The organism is Amycolatopsis sp. CA-128772, from assembly GCF_002904295.1.
Taxonomy (GTDB): Bacteria; Actinomycetota; Actinomycetes; order Mycobacteriales; family Pseudonocardiaceae; genus Amycolatopsis.
In genome coordinates this window covers 246,152-271,890 of record NZ_PPHG01000097.1, presented here as the reverse complement: position 1 = coordinate 271,890, position 25,739 = coordinate 246,152, and the positions used below count along the sequence as shown (strand labels likewise).

At 73.5% G+C, this 25,739-nt stretch carries 21 protein-coding genes; 10 read left to right on the top strand and 11 right to left on the bottom strand.

What is annotated here, in order from left to right; translation table 11 throughout:
* Position 1: 1 nt before the first annotated feature.
* The 3 genes from C2L59_RS45020 (at position 2) to C2L59_RS45010 (ending at position 4,166) form a co-directional block, all read left to right on the top strand.
* Complete coding sequence (locus C2L59_RS45020) at positions 2–814, top strand: class F sortase (RefSeq protein ID WP_103355697.1); 813 nt, start codon at positions 2–4, stop codon at positions 812–814.
* 100 nt (positions 815–914) lie between these two features.
* Positions 915–2,909 (top strand): SDR family oxidoreductase, encoded by a 1,995-nt coding sequence (locus tag C2L59_RS45015; protein WP_103355696.1) that lies wholly within the window; start codon positions 915–917, stop codon positions 2,907–2,909.
* A gap of 105 nt (positions 2,910–3,014) precedes the next feature.
* Entirely contained in the window at positions 3,015–4,166 is a 1,152-nt protein-coding gene (locus C2L59_RS45010; protein ID WP_103355695.1) for a cell division protein DivIVA, read from the top strand.
* A 331-nt stretch (positions 4,167–4,497) separates the two neighbouring features.
* Here C2L59_RS45010 and C2L59_RS45005 read toward each other — a convergent pair whose 3' ends face one another.
* From C2L59_RS45005 to C2L59_RS44990, 4 genes are read right to left on the bottom strand one after another with little or no spacing between them, the layout of a single operon-like run.
* On the bottom strand, positions 4,498–5,823 hold the full coding sequence (locus C2L59_RS45005; RefSeq protein ID WP_103355694.1) for an amidase: 1,326 nt from the start codon (positions 5,821–5,823) through the stop codon (positions 4,498–4,500).
* A gap of 48 nt (positions 5,824–5,871) precedes the next feature.
* Positions 5,872–6,474 (bottom strand): response regulator transcription factor, encoded by a 603-nt coding sequence (locus tag C2L59_RS45000; RefSeq protein ID WP_103355693.1) that lies wholly within the window; start codon positions 6,472–6,474, stop codon positions 5,872–5,874.
* 46 nt (positions 6,475–6,520) lie between these two features.
* Complete coding sequence (locus C2L59_RS44995; protein WP_103355692.1) at positions 6,521–6,766, bottom strand: hypothetical protein; 246 nt, start codon at positions 6,764–6,766, stop codon at positions 6,521–6,523.
* A complete protein-coding gene (locus C2L59_RS44990) occupies positions 6,763–7,008 on the bottom strand; it encodes a WXG100 family type VII secretion target (RefSeq protein ID WP_103355691.1) in 246 nt (81 codons plus the stop codon). Before C2L59_RS44990 ends, C2L59_RS44995 begins: the two co-directional genes overlap by 4 nt.
* A gap of 293 nt (positions 7,009–7,301) precedes the next feature.
* Here C2L59_RS44990 and C2L59_RS44985 point away from each other — a divergent pair, with 293 nt between their 5' ends.
* Positions 7,302–10,505, top strand: a complete 3,204-nt coding sequence (locus C2L59_RS44985; RefSeq protein ID WP_199199752.1) for a BTAD domain-containing putative transcriptional regulator — start codon at positions 7,302–7,304, stop codon at positions 10,503–10,505.
* A 342-nt stretch (positions 10,506–10,847) separates the two neighbouring features.
* The gene (locus C2L59_RS44980; RefSeq protein ID WP_233224043.1) at positions 10,848–14,477 is read left to right on the top strand and encodes a BTAD domain-containing putative transcriptional regulator; all 3,630 of its coding nucleotides are present in this window, start codon (positions 10,848–10,850) and stop codon (positions 14,475–14,477) included.
* Here C2L59_RS44980 and C2L59_RS44975 read toward each other — a convergent pair.
* Genes C2L59_RS44975 through C2L59_RS44955 form a run of 5 tightly spaced genes read right to left on the bottom strand, consistent with a single transcriptional unit; the run spans position 14,436 to position 19,407 of the window.
* Positions 14,436–15,833: a GH1 family beta-glucosidase gene (locus tag C2L59_RS44975; protein ID WP_103355689.1), complete on the bottom strand. Its 1,398-nt coding sequence runs from the start codon at positions 15,831–15,833 to the stop codon at positions 14,436–14,438. The genes C2L59_RS44980 and C2L59_RS44975 overlap by 42 nt on opposite strands.
* Positions 15,830–16,654 (bottom strand): carbohydrate ABC transporter permease, encoded by an 825-nt coding sequence (locus C2L59_RS44970; protein ID WP_103355688.1) that lies wholly within the window; start codon positions 16,652–16,654, stop codon positions 15,830–15,832. The genes C2L59_RS44975 and C2L59_RS44970 overlap by 4 nt, the downstream gene beginning before the upstream one ends.
* Complete coding sequence (locus C2L59_RS44965) at positions 16,651–17,556, bottom strand: carbohydrate ABC transporter permease (RefSeq protein WP_103355687.1); 906 nt, start codon at positions 17,554–17,556, stop codon at positions 16,651–16,653. The genes C2L59_RS44970 and C2L59_RS44965 overlap by 4 nt, the downstream gene beginning before the upstream one ends.
* 6 nt (positions 17,557–17,562) lie before the next feature.
* Positions 17,563–18,819, bottom strand: a complete 1,257-nt coding sequence (locus tag C2L59_RS44960) for an ABC transporter substrate-binding protein (protein ID WP_103355686.1) — start codon at positions 18,817–18,819, stop codon at positions 17,563–17,565.
* Between the two features lie 9 nt (positions 18,820–18,828).
* Complete coding sequence (locus C2L59_RS44955; protein WP_103355685.1) at positions 18,829–19,407, bottom strand: LuxR C-terminal-related transcriptional regulator; 579 nt, start codon at positions 19,405–19,407, stop codon at positions 18,829–18,831.
* Between the two features lie 151 nt (positions 19,408–19,558).
* Between C2L59_RS44955 and C2L59_RS44950 the strand changes: the two genes are divergently transcribed.
* The 3 genes from C2L59_RS44950 (at position 19,559) to C2L59_RS44940 (ending at position 22,532) form a co-directional block, all read left to right on the top strand.
* Entirely contained in the window at positions 19,559–20,737 is a 1,179-nt protein-coding gene (locus C2L59_RS44950; RefSeq protein ID WP_103355684.1) for a glycoside hydrolase family 3 N-terminal domain-containing protein, read from the top strand.
* Between the two features lie 473 nt (positions 20,738–21,210).
* Positions 21,211–22,080, top strand: a complete 870-nt coding sequence (locus C2L59_RS44945; RefSeq protein ID WP_103355683.1) for an oxidoreductase — start codon at positions 21,211–21,213, stop codon at positions 22,078–22,080.
* Positions 22,081–22,124: 44 nt separating this feature from the next.
* Positions 22,125–22,532: a hypothetical protein gene (locus C2L59_RS44940; protein ID WP_103355682.1), complete on the top strand. Its 408-nt coding sequence runs from the start codon at positions 22,125–22,127 to the stop codon at positions 22,530–22,532.
* Here C2L59_RS44940 and C2L59_RS44935 read toward each other — a convergent pair.
* Positions 22,526–23,866, bottom strand: a complete 1,341-nt coding sequence (locus C2L59_RS44935; protein ID WP_103355681.1) for an MFS transporter — start codon at positions 23,864–23,866, stop codon at positions 22,526–22,528. The two genes, C2L59_RS44940 and C2L59_RS44935, sit on opposite strands and share 7 nt — an antisense overlap.
* 111 nt (positions 23,867–23,977) lie before the next feature.
* On the opposite strand from C2L59_RS44935, the gene C2L59_RS44930 reads away from it, so the two are divergent.
* On the top strand, positions 23,978–24,931 hold the full coding sequence (locus tag C2L59_RS44930) for an Lrp/AsnC family transcriptional regulator (protein WP_103355680.1): 954 nt from the start codon (positions 23,978–23,980) through the stop codon (positions 24,929–24,931).
* Here C2L59_RS44930 and C2L59_RS44925 read toward each other — a convergent pair.
* Positions 24,928–25,104, bottom strand: coding sequence for a zf-HC2 domain-containing protein (locus tag C2L59_RS44925; RefSeq protein WP_103355679.1), 177 nt, complete (start codon positions 25,102–25,104; stop codon positions 24,928–24,930). The genes C2L59_RS44930 and C2L59_RS44925 overlap by 4 nt on opposite strands.
* A gap of 313 nt (positions 25,105–25,417) precedes the next feature.
* Here C2L59_RS44925 and C2L59_RS44920 point away from each other — a divergent pair, with 313 nt between their 5' ends.
* Positions 25,418–25,666: a hypothetical protein gene (locus C2L59_RS44920; protein WP_103355678.1), complete on the top strand. Its 249-nt coding sequence runs from the start codon at positions 25,418–25,420 to the stop codon at positions 25,664–25,666.
* The last annotated feature ends 73 nt before the right edge of the window (positions 25,667–25,739 follow it).

Sequence of the window (25,739 nt, the reverse complement as noted above, 5' to 3'; positions counted from 1 at the left end):
CGTGGCGCACCGCGGCGGCTGGCAGGGCGAGGACTGGTTCACCGACGAATGGCACCGGGGCACCGGCTGGGCGGCCGCCGACGACGAGCCGCCCGCCGGCGGGCCGGAGCCGCCCGCGCCGAAGCGCGGCCGGGGCCGGCTGCTCGCCGGCTTCGCGCTCGGCGCGGCGACGGTGCTCGCGGTGGAGTTCGGCTCCTCCGTGGTCACCGCGTCCCCCGCGGCCGTCGTGGCCGGCACGGCGCTGCCCGCCGCGGGCGCGGCCGGCGTCGCGGCTCCGGCGCCGCCACCTTCCCCGTCCCCGGTTGCGACGACCTCGACGCCTCCGGCCGCTCCGGCCGCGCAGACGTCCTCGACGGCGGCGCCACCGCCGTCCCGGCAGCGGCCGGGCACCGTCCGGCTGCCCGGCGGCGGGACGGCGACGCTGGTGCGCATGGACCTCGGCCCGGACGGCGAGCTGCCGATCCCCGCGGACCTCGGGCAGGCGACGTGGTGGGGCGCGTCACTCGACGCGGCAAGCGGGGCGAGCGTGTTCGCCGGCCACGTCAACTGGCGGGGCGCGACCGGCCCGTTCGCCGAGCTGTGGTCCGCCCGGATCGGCGCCGAGGTGACCATTGTGGACAGCGCGGGCCGGACGTGGCGGTACCGGATCTCGCAGCTGGTCACGGTGCACAAGAGCGACCTGCCGGCGCGCGCGGACTACCTGTTCGGCCCGTCCGGGCCGCACCGCGTGGTCCTGGTGACGTGCGGCGGCCGCTGGGTCGGCGGCTCGGACGGCTATGAGGAGAACCGCGTCGTCATCGCGGACCCCAGCTAAGTTACTCGTGGGTAACATCACGTTTGGATACGGTGGTCGCGGGCTACGGCATGCAGCAGAATGCCCAGGGTCAGGGCGTGCGGCGAGAGGTGTGAGTCAGATGGCGACGTTCTTGGTGACCGGGGCGACCGGACTGATCGGGCGTCACTTCACCCGGCTGCTGCTCTCCCGCCCCGACGACGACCGCGTCGCGCTGGTCGTGCGGGCGTCCTCGCGGGCCAAGCTGGCCGCACTGGTCGACCAGTGGCCGCACTCCGACCGCGTCACGCTGGTCACCGGCGACCTCGGCGAGCCGCTGCTCGGCGTGTCCGGCACCGACCGCGAAGAGCTGCGCGGCCGCGTCGACCACATCGTGCACCTGGCCGCCCTCTACGACCTCACCGCCGACGACGAAGCCAGCATCAAGGCCAACGTGGAAGGCACGCAGGCCGTCGTCGACCTCGCCGCGGACCTGCGTGCGGGCTGCCTGCACCACGTGTCCTCGGTGGCCGTCGCGGGCGACCACGAAGGCGTTTTCACCGAGGAGATGTTCGACGCCGGGCAGCGGCTGGTCACGCCGTACCACCGGACGAAGTTCGAGGCCGAGAAGATCGTCCGCGAGCAGGACCGGGTGCCGTGGCGGGTGTACCGGCCCGCCGTCGTCGTCGGGCACTCGGAGACCGGCGAAATGGACAAGATCGACGGCCCGTACTACCTCTTCCCGGCGATCAACCGGCTCGCCGGGCTGCCGGACGTGCTGCCGATCGTCGGCCCGGACCTCGGCGACACCAACATCGTGCCGGTCGACTACGTCGCCAAGGCGCTGCTGGAGCTGGTCGTCAAGCCGGGTCTCGACGGCCACGCCTTCCACCTGGTCGACCCGGAGCCGCAGCCGGTCGTGTCGGTGTACAACGCCTTCGCGCGGGCCGCGGGCGCGCCGACGATCACCGTGCAGCTCGGCGAAGGCCTTTCGAAGCGGATCGTCGGGCTGGTCAAGCTGACCGAGCACATCCCCGGGGTCACCATCGCGCGCGACGCCGTGATGGAACGGTTCGGCATCCCGCCGGTGCTGCTCGACACGATGGCGTTCCCGTCGGTGTTCTCCTCGGCCGAGACGCGCAAGGCGCTGGCCGGCACGGTCGAGGTCCCCCGGCTGGAGGAGTACGCGCCGACGCTGTGGCGCTACTGGCGCGAGCACCTCGACCCGTTCCGCGCCCGCAAGCACGGCCCGCGCGGCGAGCTGGACGGCCGCCGCGTGATCATCACCGGCGCGTCGTCGGGCATCGGCCGGGCGACCGCGCTCAAAGTTGCCGCGGCAGGCGGCATCCCGCTGCTCGTCGCGCGCCGGCAGCACGAGCTGGAGGAGGTCCGCGACGAGATCGTCGCCGCCGGCGGCACGGCGTCGGTGTACCCGGCGGACCTGACCGACGAGGACTCGGTGCGCAAGGCCGTCGACGCGATGCTGGCCGAGCACGGCCGGATCGACATGCTGGTCAACAACGCCGGCCGGTCGATCCGCCGGTCGATCAAGCTGTCGTACGACCGGATGCACGACTACGAGCGCGCGATGGCGATCAACTACTTCGGCGCGGTCCGGCTGATCCTCGCGGTGCTGCCGCACATGTCGGAGCGGAAGTTCGGGCACATCGTGAACGTGTCGTCGATCGGCGTGCAGGGCATCGCGCCGCGCTTCTCGGCGTACGCGGCGTCGAAGGCGGCGCTGGACTACTTCTCGCGGATCGCGGCGACCGAGACGCACGGCGACGGGATCACCTTCACCACGATCCACATGCCGCTGGTGCGCACGCCGATGATCCGGCCGACGAAGATCTACGACGCGTTCCCGACGAAGTCGCCGGAGCAGGCCGCGGACATGGTCATGAAGGCGCTCGTCGAGCGGCCGAAGCACATCGGAACCCCGGCCGGGCAGGCGATCGGGCTGGCCTACACGCTCACGCCGGGCCTCACCGACGCCGTCGCGTACCAGGGTTTCCGGATCTTCCCGGATTCGACCGCGGCGGGCGGTTCGGGCGAGCTGAAGATCGGACGTGGCGAGAAACACCTGTCGCGCGCGGCGATGGCGCTGGCCCGGCTTTCGCGCGGGTTCCACTGGTAACCCAGCGTTTCCGGGGTGAGGCCATTCCGGCGACGCGGCGACACGTGTTGGTGATTCGTTAAGCCGGACGGCGGAGGCGGCGGGTGCCCGGGTACGGTCGGGCGCATGGTTCCTGAGCGCGACCCCGCCGCAACCGCCCTCAACGGCCTCCTCCCCCTCCGTCGTGAGTACACCCAGGCCTGGCACGGCTTCGACCGCAACGAGGTGCGGCAGTACCTCGACCACGTCGAGGCCCAGCTGCGCCGGGTACTGAGCGAGCGCGACGCCGCGGTGGCGCGGGCCGCCGCGGCGACCCGCGACGTGGAGTCCGTCCGGCAGCAGGTCGCCACGCTGGAAGCCCGCGTCGAGGAGCTGAAGAAGCCGCCGGAGCGGCTCGAGGACCTGGACGAGCGGATGCAGCGCACGGTCACGCTCGCGCAGGCCCGCGCGGACGAGATCATCAAGCGCGCCGAGGCGGCCGCGGAGAAGACGTGGGCGGGCTCGACGGAGGCGTCGACGAAGCTGCGTGAGCGGTACACGAAGCTCGTCGCGGAACTGGACAAGCAGGCCGACCTGCTGCACTCGGAGCACGAGACCGCGCTTTCCGAGACGCGCGCGGAGGTCCAGCGCCTGACGATCGAGGCGGCCCAGCGGCGCGAGCTGCTGGACAACGAGGCCGAGCGCAAGCGGCGGAAGCTGGAGCGCGAGTTCGAGGCGTCCCTGGCGGCCCAGAAGGCGGCGCTGGAGAAGCACGTCGCGGACCAGCGCACGGCGAGCAAAAACCAGGCCGAGCGCCGCCTCGCGGAGGCGACGGCGGAGGCCAAGCGGCGTGTGGACGAGGCCACGGCGGAGGCCAAGCGGCGCCTGGACGAGGCGACGACCCAGGCCGCCCAGCGCACGACGGCGGCGAACCGGAAGGTCGAGCGCCTGGCGGAGATCCGCGAGCAGGCCCGCAAGAGCCTGGCGATGGCGGAGGACATCCTCAACCGGAGCGAGACCCAGCTGGCGACCCTGCCGGAGGAAGCGGTGATCCCGCAGGCCTCGAAGCTGGTGGGCGGCGACGACCCGGAGTCGGCGACGACCCCGTCGGCCCCGGTGGTGCCGGTGGTCCAGCCGTCGATCCCGAAGGCCGCGGCGCCGAAGCCGGCCCCGAAACCGGCGGCTCAGCAGGCCAAGCCGGGAAACGCACCGGCGAAGCAGAACGGCCCGGCGACCAAGCCGGCGAACGGGAGCGGCGCGAAGCCGCTGACGCCCGCGGCGGGCAAACCGGGAGCCTGAAAACTCTTTCGTGAAGGCCGCCTCGGGTGATCGAGGCGGCCTTTGCTGCTTTCCGGCAGTGCTGAGGCGCGCCGGGCATCCGTGCCTGAGCAGCCCCCGTTTTCCACGCTACCGGCGGGCACCGACAGTTCCGGGCCGGCCGGCGCTGCCCTCAAGCGCCCCAATGTGGCGTTGGTTGCGTCGGACGCACCGAACGCCACATTGGGTGCGTCCAACGCACCGAACGCCACATTGGGTGCGTCCAACGCACCGAACGCCACATTGGGTGCGTCCAACGCACCGAACGCCACATGGGCTGCGTGGGACGCACCCAACGCCACATTGGGGTGCGTCAGTTGCGGGCCGTGCGTGGCCAGGGGTTGGCCGACTCCAGCTGGGCCGCCAAGCCCAGCAGCAGGGACTCCTCGCCCGGGCGCGCCACCAGCTGCACCGAGGTCGGCAGGCCCGACACCTTCGAGCGGCCCGCCGGGACCGTGATCGCCGGGTAGCCCGCGAAGTTCCACTGGCCCGTGAACCCCGCCAAGCGCGTCGACGGCAGGACGTTCGTCAACCAGCCGCGCTCGTGCCAGCGGGCCGCCTTCACCGGCCAGTGCGACAGCGTCGGGGTCAGCAGCACGTCGTGCTCCGCGAAGAACTCCTCTGCCCGGGCGACCCACCGGTCGCGCGTGCGCGCGCGGATCAAGCCCGCCCGCTCGACCAGCCGGCCCGCCCGGACGTGGGCTCGCGTCCGGCGTTGCAACCGCGAAACGTCGAAGCTGCGGGCCTGGGCCGCCGGGCCGGCCAGCCAGCGGGCCGTCATGCCCAGGACCATCGTCGCCGGGTAGCGCGGGGCCGCCGGCTCGATCGCGTGGCCCGCCGTCGCCAGGTGGCCCGCCGCCGTCGAGACCGCCGCCACCAGCTCCTTCGGGACCGGTGTGCGCAGCACGGGCACCGTTGTCGACATACCGATACGGACCCCGGACGGCGACGGCACCGAAGCCAGCGAAGGCTCGGCAGCCAGCACCGACAGCAGCAACGCCGTGTCGGCGACCGTCGTGGCCAGCGGGCCGTGGACCGACATGCCGAACCAGCCGCCTTCGCTCAGCAGGTCCGCGCCCGGCTTCAGCCCGACCAGCCCGCACATCGCCGCCGGCAGGCGGACCGAGCCCATTCCGTCGGATCCGTGGGCCAAGGGGACGAGACCGGCCGCCACCGCCGCCGCGCTGCCGCCCGACGAGCCGCCCGCCGCGTACGTCGGGTCCCAGGGGTTGCGGGCGATGCCGTCCGGGGTGTCGCTCATCGGCCAGATGCACAGCTCCGGCACCCGCGTCAGGCCGATGACCACCGCGCCCGCCGCCCGCAGCCGCGCCGCGATCACGCCGTCCGCCTCGACCGGCGCGGACGGACCGGCCTGCGAACCGTGCGACGCGTACTCGCCCGCCAGCTCCGTGACGTCCTTGACCGCCACCGGCACCCCGGCCAGCGGCAGGGAGGCGAGCTCCGGCCGCGCGGCGACCTCCGCGGCCTCCTTCACGGCCGCCTCGGCGCGCACCCGCCGGAAGGCGCCGATCACGCCGTCCGCCGCGGCGATCCGCTCCAGCGCTTCCTCGGTCACCCGCACCGGATCGAGCTTCCCGGCCCGGACGGAGGCCGCGATCTCCACTGCCGTGAGCACCATGATCGCGACCCTAGCCCACGAAAAGGTGACAGTGGCAAAGAAAACGTCTCAGATGGCGCCCGCCCGCAGCGCGTAGGCGACGGCGTGGGCGCGGTTGTTCAACCCGCAGCGCGTCATCAGGCCGTACAGGACGTTCTTCACCGTCCGCTCGGAGTAACACAGCTTCGCCGCGATCTCCTCCGTCCCGAACCCTTCGGCGACCAGCCGCAGCACGTCGCACTCGCGGGCGGCGAGCCCGGACAGCGTGAGCCCGTTGGGCTCCAGGACGTCCTTGCGCATCCGCTGCACCTGCGCGAGCAGCGCGCCCTGCAGCCGCGGCGGCAGATTCGCCGTGCCGTCACCCGCCGCGAGGACCGCCGTCACCAGCTCGGCGCCGCCCGTTTCGCGGCGCGGCAGCACTGCCACCACCCCGCATTCCAGCGCCGCCATCAGGTCGCTCTCGCGGAAGTGCTCGACCACCAGCACGACGTGGGACGCCTTGGCCGCGCGGATCTCGCCCAGCACGGTCTCGGTGACGTGGTCCTCCATCACCAGCAGCACGTCCGGCACGAGGTCGGTCAGCCGGACGTCCGGATGCGCGTCCAGCAGGCTCACCGCGCCGGCGTGCGTGATCGGGTCCGAGGCGAGGACGCTCACTTCGACGGGCTTCATGCCCGCAGTGTGACCGGGCCGTCTTCACGCCGTCCCTATTCCGTCTTCACGCCCGTGAAGACAGCTCGCCGAACGCCGCCCGCGCCCGCTCCAGGCAGCCGGGCATCCGCTCGGCCGCGCGGGCCCAGTCGCGCCGCGCGCGCAGGTACGCCTCCCTCGCCTCGGGCGTCCAGCCGGCCAGCCCCGGCTCCACCCGGGACTCCAGCTCGGCGAGCAGTTCGCCCAGCTCCCCGGTGATGCCGCCCATCCGGTCGAGGACCAGGTCGGCGAAGCTGAAGTCGAGCCGGGTCACGGCAGCCGCGGCCGCGGCATCGGGCCGCCGGTCGCCTCCAGCAGCTCCGCCAGCCGCGACAGGATCACGTCGTACTCCTGCTCCCAGTCGCGCATCGCTTGGCCGAACCGCACCGACGCGTCGCCGCGCCACGACGCCTGCGCCACCGCCATCTCGCTGTTGACGTCGCGAAGCCGCGAACGGGCCGCTTCGACGGCGTGCGCGAAGCAGGCGGCGGCCCGCTGCATGTCTTCGGTCGGCATCCGCGGCTCCTCTCGGGCTTCCCGAGCGTGGCGCACCGCGGGCCCGGCGCGGAACCCGCCCGCCCGCGCGTTGCCCGAATGTCCGCCATCCTTGCCTGCCGGTTCACCGCTTCCGCGTATGCTCACGGCAGGCATCCGGCGCGTGACGGTTCGTCGCGCACGAAGGGAGACCGATGTCGGCCGCGGACGGCTCCGCGCTGCCCCCTTCTGGGGCCGAGCCCCAGACCCCAGCCGAGGGGCAAGCCCCCCTGGACCCCCCGACCGCGTCCGTGAGACTCCAGCTGCTGGGCCCCATGAAGGCCTTCCAGGGCGATGTGGAGCTCGACCTCGGTTCCGCGCACCGGCGGACGGTCCTCGCCGCACTGGCGATGCACCCGAACCGCACGGTCTCGCGCGAGGAGCTGATCGACGCCGTCTGGGGCGAAGCGCCGCCGCAAAGCGCGCAGGGCTCCATCTACACCTACGTCTCCGGCTTGCGGCGCGCGCTCGAACCCGGGCGCGCCAAGGGCGAAGGCCCGCAGCTGCTCGCGTCGATCGGTTCCGGCTACTGCCTTCGCCTCGACGCCGGCGCGATCGACGTCCACCGGTTCGAAGCGCTGCGCGAGCAGGCGCAACGCCGCCAGTCGGCGGGCGATCTGCGCGGCGCGCGCGAAGCGCTCGACGAGGCGCTGGGGCTCTGGCACGGCGTTCCGCTGTCCGGCCTGCCCGGGCCGTTCGCCGCGGCGCAGCGTGCGCGGCTGAGCGAGGTGCGGCTGGCGACGGTCGAGCGGCGCGCCGAAGTCGTGCTGGAATCGGGCGGGCACGCCGAACTCGTCGCCGAACTGACCGCGCTGACCCGCGAGCACCCGTTCCGCGAAACGTTGCGGGGGCTGCTCATGCGCGCGTTGGTCCGAGCCGACCGGCGGACCGAAGCGATCGCGGTGTACGCCGACGTCCGCGACCGGCTCGTCGAGGCCTCGGGCACCGAACCCGGGCCGGCGCTGCGGCGGCTGCACGACGAGCTGCTGGAGAAACCGGCGGCGCCGGCGCCGGCCCCGCCACCGCCGCCGCCGCCGCGTCCGGCGCGGTTTCCGGCCGCGGCGCTGCCGGAGCAGGCGGACATCTTCGTCGGGCGGGACGCCGAACTGGCGCGGCTGCGCGAAGCCGTCGACGGCCTCGAGGCCGGGGTGGGCCGGTCGGTGTGGCTCGAAGGCGAACCGGGCAGCGGCCGGACGGCGCTGCTCGCCGAGCTGCTCGCCATGGCCCGCGACCACAACCCGGCCTTCGCCGCCGCGGACGCGCTGGACCAGCGGTTCTCCCTGCGGCCGTTGCTCGACGCGCTCGGCGTGCACCCGCGCGCCACCGACGAACGCCGGGCCGCGCTCGCCGGGCCGTCCGTCGAGGACCCGGTCGACGGCGTGCTCGCGCTCGTCCGCGAGCTGTGCGCGGAAGCACCGCTGGTGCTCGTGGTCGACGACCTGCACTGGGCGGACGACACGACGTTGCGCGTCTGGCGCTACCTGAGCCGGGAGACGCGGCAGCTGCCGCTGCTGCTCGTCGGTGCGTGCCGTCCGGTGCCACGGCCGGCCGCGCTCGACGACCTGCGAGCCGAGCTCGACAACGATGACATCACCCTGCTCACGCTGTCGCCGCTGGCCGAAACGGCCACCCGCGAACTGGCCACCGAGCTGGTCGGCGCGCCACCGGGGCCGGGGCTGCAGCTGCTGGTGTCCTACGCGGCCGGAAACCCGCGCTACGTCCGGGAAATCGTCGAGACGCTGCTCGCGCAGGCGATGATCGTGCTCGACGGCGTCCACGCGCACCTGGACGGCAACTCGTGCCAGACCATCCCGTCGCCGCTGGGCTCGCGGATCACGCTGTACCTGAACTACCTGTCCAGCGGGACGCGCGACACCCTGCGCTGGGCCGCGCTGCTGGGCGGGGAGTTCTCGCTGGCGGACATCGCCGTCGCCACCGAGCGGCCGCCGACGGCGCTGGTCGGTGCGGTGGACGAGGCGATCGCGTCCGGGGTGCTCGTCGAGTCGGGCGACCGGCTGGCGTTCCGGCACCCGCTGGTGCGCCGCGTGCTCTACGAGAAGACGCCGGCGGCGATGCGGGTCGCGCTGCACCGGCAGCTGGCGGAGGCCTTCGCCGCCGCCGGCGTGCCCGCCGAGCGCGTCGCCGAGCAGCTGGCCGCCGCGCCCGCGCAGGTGGACCCGTGGGTGACCGCGTGGCTGCTGGAGCACATCGGCACGGTCGCCACCGAGAAGCCGCGGGTCGCCGTGGACCTGCTGCGGCACGCGGTCACGCAGGGCACGTTGCCGCCGGACGCGCGGGAGACGCTGACCGCGACCCTGGCCCGGCTGCTGTTCTGGCTCGGCCGGGAACCCGAAGCCGAGGCGCGCTCGGTGGTCGCGCGGACGTCCGACAGCCGGCGCGCGGCCGAGATGCGCTGGATCCTGGCCTACGTCTACTACCGCCGTGGCGACTTCTCCGAAGCGACCGCCGAGCTCAAGCGGACCCTCGACGACGCCGACGTCCCGGAGATGTGGCGCGGGCGGCACGAGTCGCTGCTGGCCACGCTGGAGAAGCTCGGCGAAGAGACGGCCCTGGCACCCGCCGGGCTGCACCCACTGGACGACGCGGCGCTGACCGTGCCGAACCTGGACAGCCTCGACGAGGCCGCCGAGCCCCTCGACGCCGCCCGGCGGATCGCCGCCACCCGCGCGGTACCGGGCGAGATGCACCTGGCCGGCGCGGTGCACTACTACTGGCTGGGCCGCTGGCCCGAGGCACTGGCCGAGCTGGACGCGGTCATCCGCGACGGCGCCGAAACGGCGTCCTACGTGCTGCGCAGCCCGGGTTCGGCGCTGCTGGTCCACGGCGTCGGCGCGCTGATCGCCGGGCACCGCGGCGAGCCGGCCCAGGCCCGCGCCCACCTGGACGCGGCCGACCGCCGGCAGTGGCCACCGGGCCTCGAACCCGACGGCGGCGATTTCCTGCTGGCGGCCCGGGCCCTGCTGGCAGAGCAGGAGGGCCGCCCGGAAGCGGCGCTGGCGGCACTGCTGCCGTTGCTGGCGGACAACCACCCCCCGGCGGCCCGCCACCAGTGGCTCCCGGACCTGGTCCGGATCGCGTTGTCCCTCGGCGACCGGGCGCGCACGTCGGAGGCGTTGCGCCTCCTCGAACCGGACGGCGAAGTCCCACCGGCCCACGCAGCAGCGGCGGCGCACTGCCGAGGCTTGGTGACGGGCGACCCGGCCCCGGTCCTGACGGCGGCCGGGCACTACCGGGCGGCCGGAAGGTTGCTGAAGCAGGCGAAGGCGACCGAGGACGCGGCGATCCTGCTGGCGGAGGCGGGCGAGCTGACGGAGGCACGCACGGCGTTCCGGGCGGCGTTGACGGCGTACACGGGGATGGGCGCGGTGTGGGACGTCCGGCGCGCGGAGGGGCGAATGCAGCCGTTCGGCATCCGGCGGGCGCATGCGGTGCGGTCGCGGGCTGTTGCGGGGGAATGAGCGCTGCTTCGCGGGGGTTTTGTGCGCCCGCGGAGGGGGCTTTGTGCTCGGGAAGGGGCTTTCGCGCCCGCGGAGGGGGCTTTGTGCTCGGGAAGGGGCTTTCGCGCCCGCGGCAGCCGGCCCGCTAAGCGCCGCCCGCCGCTGCCTTGTCGCGCCGTGTCCGCCCCGCTGACCTCGCCTGCCGCTCCTGGTTCCTCGGCCGCCGGTTGCCGAGATGCTGGGGTTGAATGCGCAACCTTGCCCCCCGGCAGCGCGTCGGTAAGGTCACCGGAGTAGTCGGTAGCTAGATGTCCCTGGGGGAATGGGGTCTGGGGCCTGCGCCCCAGAGGGGACGGCAACGACATGCCAGGCGATGCGGACACCGGCCTGCGGGTGGGCGTCCTCGGCCCGCTGCGGGCCTGGCGCGGGGCGGCCGAAATCGGCCTCGGCCCCGCTCGTCAGCGCGCCGTTTTCGCGGTGCTCGCCGTCAACGCCGGGCGGCCCGTTCCGCGCGCCGAACTGATCGCCGGGGTCTGGGGTGATTCCGCGCCCGCCAGCGTCGAGGGCAGCGTGCACACCTACGTCTCCGGGCTGCGGCGGGCGCTCGAACCGGACCGTTCGCGCTGGTCCGCCGCCAGTGTCCTGGTGTCCGATCCGGCGGGGTACTCGCTGCTGCTCGGCGAAGACGCGCTCGATGCCGCCCTGTTCGAACGGCACCGCGAACGCGCGCAACGGCACCTCGGTCAGGGGGATCCGCGGGCCGCGATCACCGACCTCGACGCCGCGCTCGCGCTCTGGCAGGGCGAGGCCCTGTCCGGCGTGCCCGGCGGGTTCGCCGAGCGGCACCGCGAATACCTCGCCGAGCTGCGGCTGAACACCCTCGAACGGCGGGCCGAAGCGCTGCTCGCCCTCGGCGGGCACCTCGATCTGGCGCCCGAGCTGGCGGTGCTCGCCGGTGAGCACCCGCTGCGCGAATCGCTGCGGGAGTCGCTCATGCTCGCCCTCTACCGCAGCGGGCGGCCCGCCGACGCCCTCGACGTCTTCCGCGACGCCCGGGCCACGCTCGTCGCCGAGCTCGGCGTCGAACCCGGGCCCGCGCTGCAACGGCTTCAGCAGCAGATCCTCGCCCAAGACCCCAGCCTCGACGCGCCCACGCCTCCGGTCACTCTCAGCCGGCACCGGTTGTTCGGCCGGGAGGCCGAGACGACGAAGCTCGCCGAGCTCGTCGCCGACGTCCGGGCCGGGCGGGGGCGGGCCGTCTGGATCGAGGGGGACGCCGGGATCGGGAAGTCCGAGCTGCTCGCCAGCTCGCTGCCGGACGGCCCCGGCTTCCAGCGGCTTTCGGCCGCCGCCGACGAGCTGAGCACCCGGTTCCCGCTGCAGGTCGTGCTGGAGTGCCTCGCCATCGACGTGCACTCGCCCGATCCGCGGCGCGCGCGGGTGGCGAAGGAGCTCGCCGGCGAGAGCCCGGCGCGGCGCAGCTGGGGCCCGGCCGACCCGGTGCTCGGCGCCGTCGACCGGCTGCTGGCCCTGGTCGACGAGCTGTGCGCGCAGTCACCGCAGGTGCTCGTGCTCGACGACCTGCAGTGGGCCGACGAGGCGTCCGTGCTGGTCTGGCACCGGCTCTGCGCGGCGACCCGGCAGCTGCCGCTGCTGCTGGTGGCCGCGACCCGCCCGGCGCCGGACCGCGCCGAGCTCGCTCAGCTGCGTCGCGGCGTCCAGGCGCGGGACGGCGTCGTCCTCGACCTCGCGCCGCTGACCGGCGACGACGTCGGCCGGCTGATCGAGGACCAGCTCGGGGCGCCGCCCGGGCCGGGGTTGCGCGAGCTCGCCGCCCGTGGCGCGGGAAACCCGTTGTACGTCAAGGAAATGGTCGACGTCCTGAAGCGCGCCGGCGCGGTCGCGGTGAGCGGCGGCGAGGCCGACGTCGACGATCCGGCGGAGTTCGAGGCGCCGCGGTCCCTGGTCGCCGCGGTCGACCGGCGGCTGGACTTCCTGACCGCGCGGACGCAGGAAGTGCTGCGCTGGGGCGCGTTGCTGGGCATGGAGTTCGCCGTCGGCGACATCGCCGCGGTGCTCGGCAGCCGGCCGTCGGACCTGCTGGAGCCGCTGGAAGAAGCCGTGACGGCGAACGTGCTCATCGACACCGGGACGCAGCTGGCGTTCCGGCACCCCCTGCTGCGCCAAGCGCTCTACGACCGGCTGCTGGCCGGGACGCGGGCGGCGCTGCACCGGCAGGCGGCCGAGGCGCTCGCCGGGATCGGCGCGCCGGTGAAGCGCGTCGCCGAACAGCTGGTGGCGGCCCCGGCCACCGTGGACGAGTGGGTGCTGGACTGGCTCGCCGCGCACCACGCCGCGGTGTCGACCCGGGCGCCGCTGATCGCCGTCGAGCTGCTCGAACGCGCGCTGGCCGCGTGCGCCGCCACCGACCCGCGCCGGGAGACGCTGCTGGTCGCGCTGGTCAAGGTGCTGTTCCGGCTGGAACGCAGCCCGGAAGCACTGGCGCGGCAGGCAATCGACGTCGCCGTCGAGCCGGACGCCGTCGAGGAGATGCGGCACGTGCTCGCGGCGATGCGCCACCGCCGCGGGGACACCGACGGCGCGGTGGCGACGCTCGCCGCGTCGATCGACGACCCGGGCGTGCCCGAACTCTGGCGCGTCAAGCACCGGCAGCTGCTGGCCAACTTCCGCCGCGGCGATCTATCCGATTTGGACAGTGCGGAACGGACGGCGCACGAGACGAAGGCACTCGCCGGCGGCGACCGCTACCTGACCGCGCACGCGCTGCAGTCGTTGTGGCTGGTCGATTCGGTGCGCCGCGAGCACGACCGCGCGCTCGGCCACGTCGACGCGGCGATCGAGGCCGTCGGCGACGAGCACGAGCTGGCCGACCTGCACCTGGACCTGCTCGACAACCGCGTCTTCACGCTGCAGAACCTGGACCGGCTGGCCGAGGCGGGCGACGCGCTGCGGGCCGCGGGCGAAGTCGCCGCGCGGCACGCGCTGCCGGTCGGGCTGCAGGTGTCGGCCGCGGTGCACCGGTACTGGGAGGGCCGCTGGGACGAGGCCCTGGTCGAGCTGGACACGGTCATCGAGGACGGCCCGGCCATCACGTTCAACGGCCTGCGCGAGCCGGGCCCGGCGGCGCTGCTGCTGCACGGCGTCGCGGCGCTGATCGCGGGCCGCCGCGACGACCGGGCCCAGGCGGCGGCGCACCTGGACGCGGCGGAGGAGTACGCCCCGGCGACCGGCGCCGAGCGCGAAAGCTTCGACTTCTTGCTGGTCGCCGACGCCCTGGCCGCGGAGCAGCGCGGCGACCGCGCCGGCGCGATGGCCGTCCTCGAGCCGATCCTGAACCCGACGTACGCGCAGATGATGCTGCGCCACCAGTGGCTCCCGGCGTTCGTGCGCCTGGCGATGGAGCAGGACGACGTCGTCCGCGCGCGCCGGGCCCTGGCGGTGTGCGAGGAGGAGGCGGCGAAGGAGCGACGTCCGGCGCGAGCGCACGCGGCGGCGTCGTGGTGCCGCGGCCTGATCGAGGAGGACCCGGCCCCGGTGCTGGCGACGGCCGAGCATTTCCGCGCGGCCGGCCGCCGCCCGGAACTGGCCTCGGCGCTGGAGGACGCGGCGGTGCTGCTGGCCCGCACGGGCCGGCTGGACGCGGCGCACGCGGCGTTCGAGCAGGCCGCCGAGCTGTACACGACGTTGGCGGCGCGCTGGGACCTGCGGCGCGCGGAAACGCGGCTGCGCCGCCTCGGCGTCCGCCGGGGTGCGCTGTTCTCGCCGATCCGGCCGGGCCACGGCTGGGATTCGCTGACGCCGATCGAGGTCCGGATCGCCGGCCTGGTCGCGGAGGGCCGGTCGAACCCGGACATCGCGGCGGAGCTGTCGCTGCCGCGGCGGACGGTCCAGGCCCACGTGGCCCGGCTGCTGGGCAAGCTGGAGACGCCGTCACGTTCGGGCGTCGCCGACGCCTTCCGCCGGCGGCCATAGCGCATTGGCCCGCGCGACCCGGCCGAGGAAGCGACCCGACTCCTTGACCGTCCGCCGCTGGGTCTCGAAGTCGACGTGCACCAGGCCGAACCGTTGCGTGTAGCCCATCGCCCACTCGAAGTTGTCCAGCAACGACCAGGCGAAGTACCCGCGCACGTCGGCGCCGAGCCGGATCGCGTCGTGGACCGCGCGCAGGTGCTCCATGAAGTAGTTCACGCGTGCCGCGTCGTACACGCGGCCGTCGACCACTTCGTCCGCGAAGGATGCGCCGTTTTCGGCCACCACCAGCGGCAGGCCGCCGGACCGGGTGCCGATCCAGCGCAGCAGGTCGGTCAGCGTGCCCGGGGCCTGCTCCCAGCCGAACGCCGTCAGCGGTGGCGGGGCCGGCAGGACGTCCAGGCCGCGCAACGCGGGCAGCGGGCAGTTGCCCGGGGCGAGCGGGTCGTCGAGCGGGGTGACGCGCGCGGGCGCGTAGTAGTTCACGCCCAGCCAGTCGATCGGCGCGGCGATGATCTCGGTGTCGCCGTCGCGCACCGCCGCGGCGAAGCGGCCGCCGTGGTGCTCCACGTCGGCCACGACGTCCTGCGGGTAGCCCCGGCCCAGGACCGGGTCGAGGAAGAACCGGTTGTGGATGCCGTCGAACTTCCGGGCCACTTCGCGGTGGGCCGGGGTGTCGCCGTCGGGGATGGCCGGGGCGAAGTTCAGGGCCAGCGAGAACTCGTGGCCCGGCCGGGCCTGTGCTCTGAGCGCGCGGGTCGCCAAGCCGTGCCCGAGCAGCAGGTGATGGGCCGCGACCAGCGCCGTGTCGTGGTCCCGGACGCCCGGTGCGTGCACGCCGCTGCCGTAGCCGAGGAAGGCCGCGCAGAACGGCTCGTTGATCGTCGTCCAGTGGCGCACGCGGTCGCCGAGCGCGGCGTGCACGACCGCGGCGTAGTCCGCGAACCGGGCGGCCGTGTCGCGCCCGGGCCAGCCGCCCGCGTCTTCGAGCGCCTGCGGCAGGTCCCAGTGGTAGAGCGTCAGCACCGGCTCGACGCCGTGGCTCAGCAGCTCGTCGGCCAGCCGGTCGTAGAAGGCGAGCCCGGCCGCGGACGTCGTCCGGCCGTCCGGCATCACCCGCGGCCACGCGACCGAGAACCGGTAGGCGTTCAGGCCGAGGCCGGCCAGCAGGCCGATGTCCTCGCGGTAGCGGTGGTAGTGGTCGCAGGCGACGGCGCCGGTCGCACCGCCCAGCACCTTGCCCTCGGTCGCCGCGAAGGTGTCCCAGACGGACGGCCCGCGGCCGCCTTCGGTGACACCGCCCTCGACCTGGTACGACGCGGTCGCCGCGCCCCACAGGAAGCCGGCCGGGAAGGTCATACCGGTGCCCCTTTCAGGATGCCTCGCACGAGGTGGCGGCCCAGCAGCAGGAACAGCGCGATGACGGGCACCACGGCGACGGTCGCGCCGGTGAGCATCAGCGCGTAGTCCGTGTAGTAGCCGCTGGCCAGCTGCGACAGGGCGACCTGCACGGTCGGTGTCTCGTTCGGGTCGAGGACCACCAACGGCCAGAAGTAGTCGTTCCAGGTGGCCATGAAGGTGAGCATCGCGAGCACCGCGGCCGGCGCCCGGAGGGCGGGAACGGCCACGTGCCGGTAGGTGCGCAGGATCGAGCAGCCGTCGACGGTCGCGGCGTCGACGAGGTCCGCGTCGATCGCGTTCTCGCACGCCTGCCGCATCCAGAACACGCTGAAGGCGCTGACCAGCGCGGGCACGATCACCGCCTCGAGCCGCCCGTACCAGCCGAGGTCGCCGACGACGAGGTACAGCGGGATGACGCCCAGCTGCGCCGGCACCATGGCCGAGCCGACGACCAGCAGGAACAGCGTGTTGCGGCCGCGGAACCGCAGCCGCGCGAAGGCGAACCCGGCGAGGCTGGCCAGCACGACGTTGGCCACCGTGACGGTGCCCGCGACGATCAGCGAGTTCCCGATGGCCAGCCAGAAGTCGACGGTGCCGAAGACGCGCCGCACGTTCTCGGCGAGGTGCCCGCCCGGCAGCAGCAGCGGCGACGTCTCCCCGATCGCCGAGTTGTCCCGCGTGGCCACGACGAACGACCAGTACAGCGGGAACACCGACGCGCCGAGCACCCCGGTCAGCGCCGCGTACACCCAGCCGCCGGGCCGGCGCCGGGCCGTCACGCCGACCTCACGAACCGGCGCACCAGCCGGTAGTTGATCAGGGCGAACACCGCGCAGATCACGAACATCACCCAGGTCAGGGCGGCCGCGTAGCCGGCGTCGAGGTGCGTGAAGCCCTTCTCGTACAGGTACATCACGAGCGTCTGGAACTGGCGGTCGTTGCCGCCGGTCCCGCCGGAGCCGCCGCCGTCGAACAGCTGCGGCTCGGCGAACAGCTGTAGGCCGTTGACGGTGCCGGCGATGGCGGTGAAGGCCAGCGCCGGCCGGATCCCCGGCACGGTGATCGACCAGAACGTCCGCCACCGCGAGGCGCCGTCGAGCTCGGCGGCCTCGTACAGGTCGCCGGGGACGGCCTGCATCGCGGCCAGGTAGATCAGCGCGTTGTAGCCGGTCCAGCGCCAGAGCACCATGCTCGCGACGGCGAAGTGCGAGGACCAGGTCGTCGCCTGCCAGTTGACCGGCGCCACGCCGAACCAGCCGAGGACCTCGTTGACGACGCCGAAGTCCCGGCTGAACAGCTGCCCGAACACCAGCCCGACGGCGACGACGGACACGACGTTCGGCAGCAGGATTCCGGTGCGCCACCAGGTCGCGGCCCGCAGCGGCCGGTCGAGCAGCGCCGCGATGCCCAGCGCCAGCAGGAACTCCGGGATCGCGGCGAGCAGGAAGATGCTCACGGTGTTGACCAGGGCGTTGTAGAAGTTCGGGTCGGTGAGCAGGTCGCCGTAGTTCGCGACGCCGACGGAACCCCGGTCGCCTTCGAGGAGGTTCCAGTCGTGCAGCGAAACCCACGCCGTGTACAGCAGCGGGAAGGCGCCGAAGACGACGAACAGCGCGAAGAAGGGCGCCACGAGCAGCAGCGGCGTGACCTTGCGGTCGAAACGGGCGAGCCGGTGCTGCACGCGCGGCTACTTCAGGACGGCTTGCGCCTGCTGGACGGCTTGCGCCCAGGCCTGGTCGACGTCCGCGGTGCGGTCCTCGATCCGCCCGAGCGCGCGGCCGAACTCCGGCCGGACGTCGGCGTCGCGCAGGCCGCGGTAGTTCGGCCGCAGCTGCTCGGCCGAGGCCGCGAACAGGCGCCCGACCGGCGCGTCGCCGAAGTACGGATCGGTGTGCGCGACGACCTGTGGATCCTGGTAGACGGCGGGTTCGCTGGGCAGGATGCCGTCGGAGAGGAAGAGCTTCTTCTGCTGTTCCGGGGCGGTCAGCCAGCGGGCGAGTTCGTACGCCTCCTTCGGGTGTTCGCTCTGCTTCGGCACGGTCAGGAACGAGCCGCCCTGGTTCCCGCTCCGGCCGGGCACGGTCGTGACGTCCCATTTGCCCCGGTTGCCGTCACCGCCGGCTTCCTTGATCTGGCTGAGCATCCACGCCGGACAGGCGACGGTGGCGAAGGAACCCTGTCTGATCGCGACGTTCCACGCCTGCGTGAAGGTGGTCGCCGCCGCGGTCTGCCCCTTCGCGGCGATGCCGCCGGCCAGGAAGAAAGCGCTGCGGACGCTCGGGTTGCGGTCGGCGATTAACGAGTCGTCCCGTTGTGAGAAGTAGTTCTCGGGCGACTGGTTGAGCATCGCCGTGTAGACGGTGCCGGCCGAGTCGGCGAACTTCACCCCCGGTGTCCTGGCGGTGAACCGCTCCGCCGTGGCGGCGTACGCGGCCCAGTCCGGCATCAGCTTCGCGACCTCTTCGCGGTCGGTCGGCAGGCCCGCGGCCGCGAACAGGTCACGCCGGTAGCAGAGGGCGAGGCTGCCCATGTCCGTGCCGAGGCCCAGCACGAAGGCGCCGTCGGTGCCCTGCGCCCACTTCCACGGCACCCACTGGTGTTCGAGGTCGCGGGCGCCGTAGGCCGCGAGGTCGGCGAACTTGTCCTTCGCCTTCCGGTACTGCGGCATGTACTGCTCTTCGATCGCGACGACGTCGGCCGCGCCGTGCCCGGTGGCGAGCTGCGTCGCGAGCCCCTTGTGGTGGGTGTCGAAGTCGGTGACGCGGTTCTGCACCGTGATGTCCGGGTGCAGCTTCTCGTACTCGGCGATCAGGGGCGCGTAACCGAACTCGCCGAAGGTCGCGATGGTGAGCTTCGTCTTCCCGCCGGTGTCAGCCGGGCTGCAGGCGGCGAGCGGGATCAACGCGGCGACCACGAGGGCGGTCCGGCGGGCGATCGTGCGCAACAGGCTTCCTCAGATCACACCGGCCCGCACGGCGTACGCGACCGCGTGCGGCCGGTTGCGCAGGTTGAGCCGGTTGGTCATGGCGTAGATGACGTTCTTCACGGTCCGCTCCGAGTAGCAGAGCTTGCCCGCGATCTCGGCAGTGTCCCAGCCTTCGGCCATCAGGCGAAGCACATCCACCTCGCGCGGCGTCAGCGCCGCCGCGCCGGCCTCGTCGGCCAGCGCCGCGACCTGCTCGCGCAGCGACGACGACCGGCCCCGCGCGGCCGCGAGCACGCTCGCGGTGAGCCGGTCGAGCGCGGTCCGCGGCAGCACGGCGGAGACGTGGCAGTCGGCGAGCAGGTTCACGTGCGCGGGGTCGACGTGCCCGGCGACCAGTACGATCGCGGCGGGCGACTCGGCGGCCGCGGCCCGCAGCGCGGCGACGGCCTCCCGGTCGACCTCCCCGACGGCGAACACCAGCACGCTCGCCTCGCCTCGGCGGGCGCGGGGCAGGACCAGCAGCTCGGGGCGCGCCTTCAGGTGGTTGATCAACCCGGTCAGCGCGATCGGGTCGGACGCCCACGCCGCCACTCGCACCTGGTCCATCGACCCCTCCTCAGCCCACGTCGATCCCTGACGACGTCAGTCTGCTGAGGGCGCCTTCACGAAATCTCTAGGGCGGCCGAAGCCGTTCTTCACGCCGTGAAGTTTGGCCGTCGACTACCGTCGGGGGATACACGGACGAGTGAAGGGACCGATGAACCGCCGACTCCTTGCCGCCTTCGGGACGGCATTCACCATCGTGGCCGGGTGTTCGCTGGTCGCCGGGCTGCAGCCGCGGACCGTGTCCGGGCTCGCGCTGCCCGTGGACGCCCCTCCGGCGGCTCCGGCGCCGGTTCCGCCCGCCTCCGCCCCGGCCCCCACCTCGCGGCTCGCCCGGCCGGGCGACTGCGCCTCCCTGGTCAACGGCCTCGACGTCCGCAGCCAGGTCGCCCAGCTGGTCGTCGTCGGCGTCTCCGGTGACAACCCGGCGGCCACGGTGGCCCTGGTGCGGGACCACCAGGTCGGCGGGATCTTCATCGGCGGTAACGCAACAGCGTTGTTGAAAGATCGCGCGCTCGCCGCCGTGCAGGCCGCGGCCAAGGTGCCGGTGGCGGTCTCGGTCGACGAGGAAGGTGGCCGCGTCCAGCGCATCGACGACCTCGACGGCGACATCCCCTCGGCCCGGACGATGGCCGCCACGAAGTCGCCGAACGAGGTTCGCGCACTGGCCGCCGAGCGCGGCCGCCAGCTGCACGCCCGCGGGGTGACGGTGGACTTCGCCCCGGACACCGACGTCACGGACGCGCCGGACGACGACGTGATCGGCGACCGGTCCTTCAGCCCGGACCCGGCGCGGGTGAAGACGTACGCGACCGCGTTCGCGGCCGGGCTCCGCGACGCGGGCATCCAGCCCGTGCTGAAGCACTTCCCGGGCCACGGCCACGGCTCGGGCGACTCCCACAAGGGCACGGTGGTCACGCCGCCGCTGGCGCGGCTGCGGGCGGTCGACCTGGTGCCGTACCGCGGCGTGGCCGACTACGGCCCGGTCGCGGTGATGATGGGCCACCTCGACGTGCCGGACCTGACCGGCGGGGTGCCGGCCTCCCTGTCTTCGGCCGCGTACGGCTTGCTGCGCGGCGAATTCGCCTTCACCGGACCGATCGTGACGGACGATCTCGGCGCGATGAAGGCGATCACGGCGCAGTATTCGCTGCCGGAAGCCGTCCTGAAGGCGTTGCAGGCCGGCGCGGACGAGGCCTTGTGGTCCTCCGGGGGCCGGGTGGACGTGGTGCTCGACCGCTTGGTGAAGGCGGTGCAGACCGGGGAGCTGCCACCGGCGCGGGTGCAGGAATCGGTGACGCGGGTGCTGCGGGGCAAGGGGCTGTGCGGTTGAGGGTTTCACGGCGATCTCCTTTCGCGATCACCACCGACGCTACCGAACACACGTGCGAAGATCATCGCTGAACCGGGTGAAACACGGCGGTCGATTTTCGTTGCGGCACAAGGAAACCCGCGCGAGCATCCCCCGATTTCCAGCTTACCGGAGGGCACCGACAAAACCGGATGGCGCGAAAGCCGGGTGACCGCGTCCGGGCGCTGTCCGGTATGCGGTCGACCTTCTGGTGGTCGGGTCGCGGCGAAGGTGGGCAGGCAAAGCGTGGGCGGCCGGGCGGCCGCGGTGGCCGGCGGCAGCGAGGTCGGCCGGGCGGCCGCGGCGGCCGGCAGCAGCGAGGTCGGCCGCGGCGGCCGGAGCCAGCAAGGTCGGCCAGGCGGCCGCGGCGGCCGGAGCCACCATCGTGCTCGGGCTGCGATGCCTCGCCTGCCGCTCCTAGACTTCCGGGCAGGCACCCCGATACAAGGAGCAGCATGGCGAACCTCGGCGGCACGTACTCCCTCGGCGGCGAACTCCCCGTGACGCGGATGGGTTACGGCGCCATGCAGCTGGCCGGTCCCGGGGTGTGGGGGCCGCCTCGGGATCACGATGCCGCCGTTGCCGTGTTGCGGGAGGCCGTCGAACGGGGTGTCACCCACATCGACACCAGCGACTACTACGGTCCGCACACCGTGAACGCGGTGATCAAGGAGGCCCTGCACCCCTACCCCGAGCCGCTCGTCATCGTGACGAAGGTGGGGGCGCGGCGCAGTGAAGACAAGGGGTGGCCGGCCGCGCTGTCGGCCGAGGAGCTGACCCAGGCCGTGCACGACAACCTGCGGAACCTCGGTGTCGACGCGCTCGACGTCGTCAACCTGCGGCTCAGCGACGCCACCGGTGGCTACCCCGTGGCGATGTCGCTCGCCGAACCGTTCGGGGTGCTCGCGGACCTGCGGGAGCAGGGGCTCATCCGGCACCTCGGCGTCAGCCACGTGACCGCGGAGCAGCTCGACGAAGCGAAGTCGATCGCGCCGGTGGTGTGCGTGCAGAACCAGTACAACCTGGCCCATCGGGAAAGCGACGACCTGGTGGACAAGTGCGCCGCCGAAGGGATCGCCTTCGTGCCGTACTTCCCGCTCGGCGGGTTCAGCCCGCTGCAGTCGGGGCTGCTCGACGACTGCGCCGCCCGGCTCGGCGCCACGCCGATGCAGGTCGCGCTGGCCTGGCTGCTGCAGCGGTCGCCGTCGATGCTGCTGATCCCCGGTACGTCGTCGCCGGCGCACCTGCGCGAGAACCTCGCCGCCGCCGAGCTCGACCTGCCCGCGGACGTTCTCGCGGATCTCGACCGGATCGGCGCCGCCTGATCGCTACGCTGAGCGCTCGGACAGGCACGAGGACGGAGTCGAGCGTGGCGGAGTGGGGCGATCTGGTCGCTTACATCAGGCAGTCGTACCGGGTGGTGCGCGACGAGCCCGACGAGCTGCGCATCCGCCTGGTGTTCGGCGACGATCCCGACACCGAGCAGCGGGCGCAGATCGTCGTGATCGCCCGCGAAATCCTCGACCAGCGCGAGGACTGGGTCCAGATCGCCACGCCGTTCGCCCGGCACGAGGAGGTCGACCTCCTCGAGGTGCTGACCGAGGTCGGCGAGGCGATCGTGGTCGGCGGGATCGCGGTGATGGGCGAGCACGTCGTGCTCCGCCACTCGCTGCCGCTGATCAACCTCGACATCAACGAGTTCATCGACCCCCTCGAGCTGGTCGCGGGCGCGGCCGAGCTGCTGGAACAGCAGTTCACCGGCCGCGACGACTACTGAGCCGTCCGGGGCGCTGACCCGGACCCCCGACGACTGGTGAGCGGAACCACCGCCACGGCGGCGGCCACGGCGAGCGCGGCCCCCAGGCCGAGCGCCGCGGCCGCCGTGCCGGTGCCCAGGTAGAGGCCACCGAGCAGGGCGACGCCGAGTGTGCCGCCGAGCTGCTGGACCGCGTTGAGCAGCCCGGCGGCCGAGCCCGTCTCGTGCGGGCGGACCCGGTCCAGGGCCGCCGTGAAGAACGGCACCGTGAACGCGCCCATCCCGAACCCGCACAGCGCGAGCGCCCACGGGTACGCGCCCACTCCGAAGGTGAGCGCGGCGAGGAGGCCCGCCGTCAGCAGGGCGAGGCCGGCGAACATCACGCGGGCGCCGAACCTCGGCACCAGCCGGGCGCCGGCGACGTACGACGACACCGCGAGGCCGGCCGAGAGCGGCAGCAGCGTCAGGCCCGCCGTGCGGACGTCGGCGCCGAGGCCCAGCTGCAGCTGCATCGGCACGACCTGCATCAGGCCCGTCATCACCGCGAAGAACAGCAGCGACCCGGCCAGCGCGGCCGGGAACCCGCGGCGGGCGAACAGGCTCGGCTCGACCAGCGGCGCCGCCGCGCGACGCTGCTGGAAGCCGAACGCCACCAGCAGCACGGCGCCGGCCGCGAGCAGGCCCCAGTTCGTCCCCGCCGGCTCGATCAGCGGGTAGACGAGCAGTCCGGCGCCGGCCGCCACCAGCGCGGTGCCGGCGAGGTCGAGGCGGGGGCGGGTGGTGGCCCGGTCCTCGCGCAGGAACCGCGCGGCGAGGAGCACCGCGAGGCCGAGCGGGACGTTCACCAGGAACGCCGCCCGCCACGACACCGACTGCGTCAGCAGGCTGCCGAGCAGCGGCCCGGTGACCGCGGACAGGCCCATCACCGGCCCGATGGTGCCCAGCGCCTTCGCGCGCTCGTCGCCGTCGAAGAGGGCGCGGATCAGGCCGATGGTCTGCGGGATGATCAACGCGGCCGCCGCGCCCTGTACCGCGCGCGCCCCGATCAGCAGGCCGGCCGCCGGGGCGGCCGCGCAGGCCAGCGACGCGAGCACGAAGCCCGCCACGCCGATCCGGAAGACCCTGGCCCGGCCGAGGATGTCGCCGAGCCGGCCGCCGGTGATCAGGAAGGCGGCGAACGGCAGCGTGTAGGCCGCGCTGAACCACGGGATGGCCGCCGCCGGACCCGCCAGCTCGGCGTGGATGGCGGGGCCGGCGACCTGGACGATCGTCGCGTCGAGCAGGTTCATCGCTTCGGCGACGAGCAGCACGGCCAGTGCGGCCCAGCGTCGCCGGTCACGCGTCATGGTGGGCACGGGTGTGCCTCCTTCCGGTCGGCGCCCACCCTGGCTGCCGGACCGGCACGTGTTCCAGCTACTGGCCTGAGACAGCAGATTTGTTCCACACTTTGCGCTTCAATGAGGGATATGACCACGCTGGACGACGTCGACCGGGCGCTGATCCACGCGCTGCACATCGACGGGCGGGCGCCGTTCACGAAGCTTGGCGACGTCCTCGGCGTCTCGACCCAGACGGTGGCGCGGCGCTACCGGCGGCTTCGCGCGGAGGCGTCGCTTCGCGTCGTCGGCCTGCCGGACCCGCAGCGCGCCGGGCAGGCCGAGTGGATGGTCCGCCTGACCGCGACCCCGCACGCGGCGCAGGACCTCGCCCAAGCGCTCGCGCGGCGCGCCGACACGGCGTGGATCAAGCTGATGTCCGGCGGCACGGAGATCTGCGTGAACGTGCAGACGCCGGCCGCGAGCGACCACTCGCTGCTGCTGCGGGACATCCCGCGCACGGCGAGCGTCACGGCGGTGTCGGCGCACCAGCTGCTGCACCGCTACTTCGGCGGCCCGACGGCGTGGCTCGGGCGCGCGAACTCCCTCGACGCGGCACAGATCGCGGCCCTCACCCCGGCGCACGCGGGCCCGGGCAAGCCGCTGACCGGCGACGACGCCGCGCTGGTGGCGGCGCTGCAGCGCGACGGCCGGACGGGGCCGGCCGAGCTGGCGGCAGCCACGGGCTGGTCGGCGGCAACCGTCGCGCGCCGGCTCGCCGACCTCCAGGCCGGCGGCACGGTGTTCTTCGACCTGGAGATCGACCCCGCGCTGTTAGGGGCGACGACGCAGGCGCTGCTGTGGATGGCGGTGGCGCCGGCGCACCTCGACCGGGTGGCGAAGACGCTGGCGAAGCACCCGGAGCTGGCGATCGTCGCGGCGACGACGGGACCGGCCAACCTGGTGGCGCAGGCGCTCTGCCCGGACGCGGCGGCGCTGCACCACTACCTGACCCACCGGCTCGGCGCCCTCGACGCCATCCGGACCCTGGAGACGGCGCCGGTGCTGCGGACCGTCAAGGCGGCCGCGTCCCGGCTGTCCTAAGTGGACTTGACGTCGACCAGGTGGTCCAGCATGCCGCGGACGGCTTCGAACTCCCGGACCTCCTGGCGGCAGTCCGGGCACGCCGCCAGGTGCCGCTCCACCCGGGCCGTCTCGGCCGCGTCGAGCAACCCCAGGCTGTACGCCCCGAGGTCGGTCCGGTCGTACCGGCCCATGGATCGCGTCTCCGTTCCGCGTCCCGCGTGGAACGCCCGCTCTGTCGGACGCCTCCAGGGTCCTGAGCCGGACGCGCCACCGGGCGGGTTCCGCGGATTTCTACCCGAACGGCCGACAACTTCGGGCGGCGGACAGCCCATGTGAGTGACGTCGGCCGTCACTGAACTCACCGGTTCGATCACCCAAAGCTTTTGTGCCACGAACTTCGCCGATTCGGCGTCATGGCTCCCCGGCTCGCTCGTCGGACTGGCGTCGGACCGGGATTTCCCGGCTTCGACCTGGGCAACAAGGCGATCCGAAACGAGGAGAGCGATGACCGTACGGAGCCACCGGGCGGACGACGTCGTGGACGAGGTCGGGGTGTGGCTGGCCGGGGAGTTCGCGGGGCGGCTCCCCGCCTCGGAGATCGATCGCGTCGTCCGGACGACGCGGCTCGACCTCGAAGGGAGCATCGCGCCGGAGGAGCTCGGGGAGATGCTCCACCGGCTGGGCCGGGCAAGGCTGCAGCGCATCCTGCTCCTCGCGCCGGCCGCGCAGGTGCGGATTCCGCAGGCGCGGTGACGGGCCGGCGGGCCACGCGGCTGCTCCCGCGCTGTGTCGCCCGCCCCGCGGAACGGGACTTCGCCTGCCGGGC

Coding starts and splice junctions, on each gene's coding strand:
- C2L59_RS45010 (WP_103355695.1), top strand. CDS start 3,015: ATGGTTCCTGAGCGCGACCCCGCCGCAACCGCCCTCAACGGCCTCCTC.
- C2L59_RS44955 (WP_103355685.1), bottom strand. CDS start 19,407: ATGGACCAGGTGCGAGTGGCGGCGTGGGCGTCCGACCCGATCGCGCTG.
- C2L59_RS45015 (WP_103355696.1), top strand. CDS start 915: ATGGCGACGTTCTTGGTGACCGGGGCGACCGGACTGATCGGGCGTCAC.
- C2L59_RS44920 (WP_103355678.1), top strand. CDS start 25,418: ATGACCGTACGGAGCCACCGGGCGGACGACGTCGTGGACGAGGTCGGG.
- C2L59_RS45005 (WP_103355694.1), bottom strand. CDS start 5,823: ATGGTGCTCACGGCAGTGGAGATCGCGGCCTCCGTCCGGGCCGGGAAG.
- C2L59_RS44980 (WP_233224043.1), top strand. CDS start 10,848: ATGCCAGGCGATGCGGACACCGGCCTGCGGGTGGGCGTCCTCGGCCCG.
- C2L59_RS44975 (WP_103355689.1), bottom strand. CDS start 15,833: ATGACCTTCCCGGCCGGCTTCCTGTGGGGCGCGGCGACCGCGTCGTAC.
- C2L59_RS44985 (WP_199199752.1), top strand. CDS start 7,302: ATGAAGGCCTTCCAGGGCGATGTGGAGCTCGACCTCGGTTCCGCGCAC.
- C2L59_RS45000 (WP_103355693.1), bottom strand. CDS start 6,474: ATGAAGCCCGTCGAAGTGAGCGTCCTCGCCTCGGACCCGATCACGCAC.
- C2L59_RS44925 (WP_103355679.1), bottom strand. CDS start 25,104: ATGGGCCGGTACGACCGGACCGACCTCGGGGCGTACAGCCTGGGGTTG.
- C2L59_RS44950 (WP_103355684.1), top strand. CDS start 19,559: ATGAACCGCCGACTCCTTGCCGCCTTCGGGACGGCATTCACCATCGTG.
- C2L59_RS44930 (WP_103355680.1), top strand. CDS start 23,978: ATGACCACGCTGGACGACGTCGACCGGGCGCTGATCCACGCGCTGCAC.
- C2L59_RS44945 (WP_103355683.1), top strand. CDS start 21,211: ATGGCGAACCTCGGCGGCACGTACTCCCTCGGCGGCGAACTCCCCGTG.
- C2L59_RS44990 (WP_103355691.1), bottom strand. CDS start 7,008: ATGCCGACCGAAGACATGCAGCGGGCCGCCGCCTGCTTCGCGCACGCC.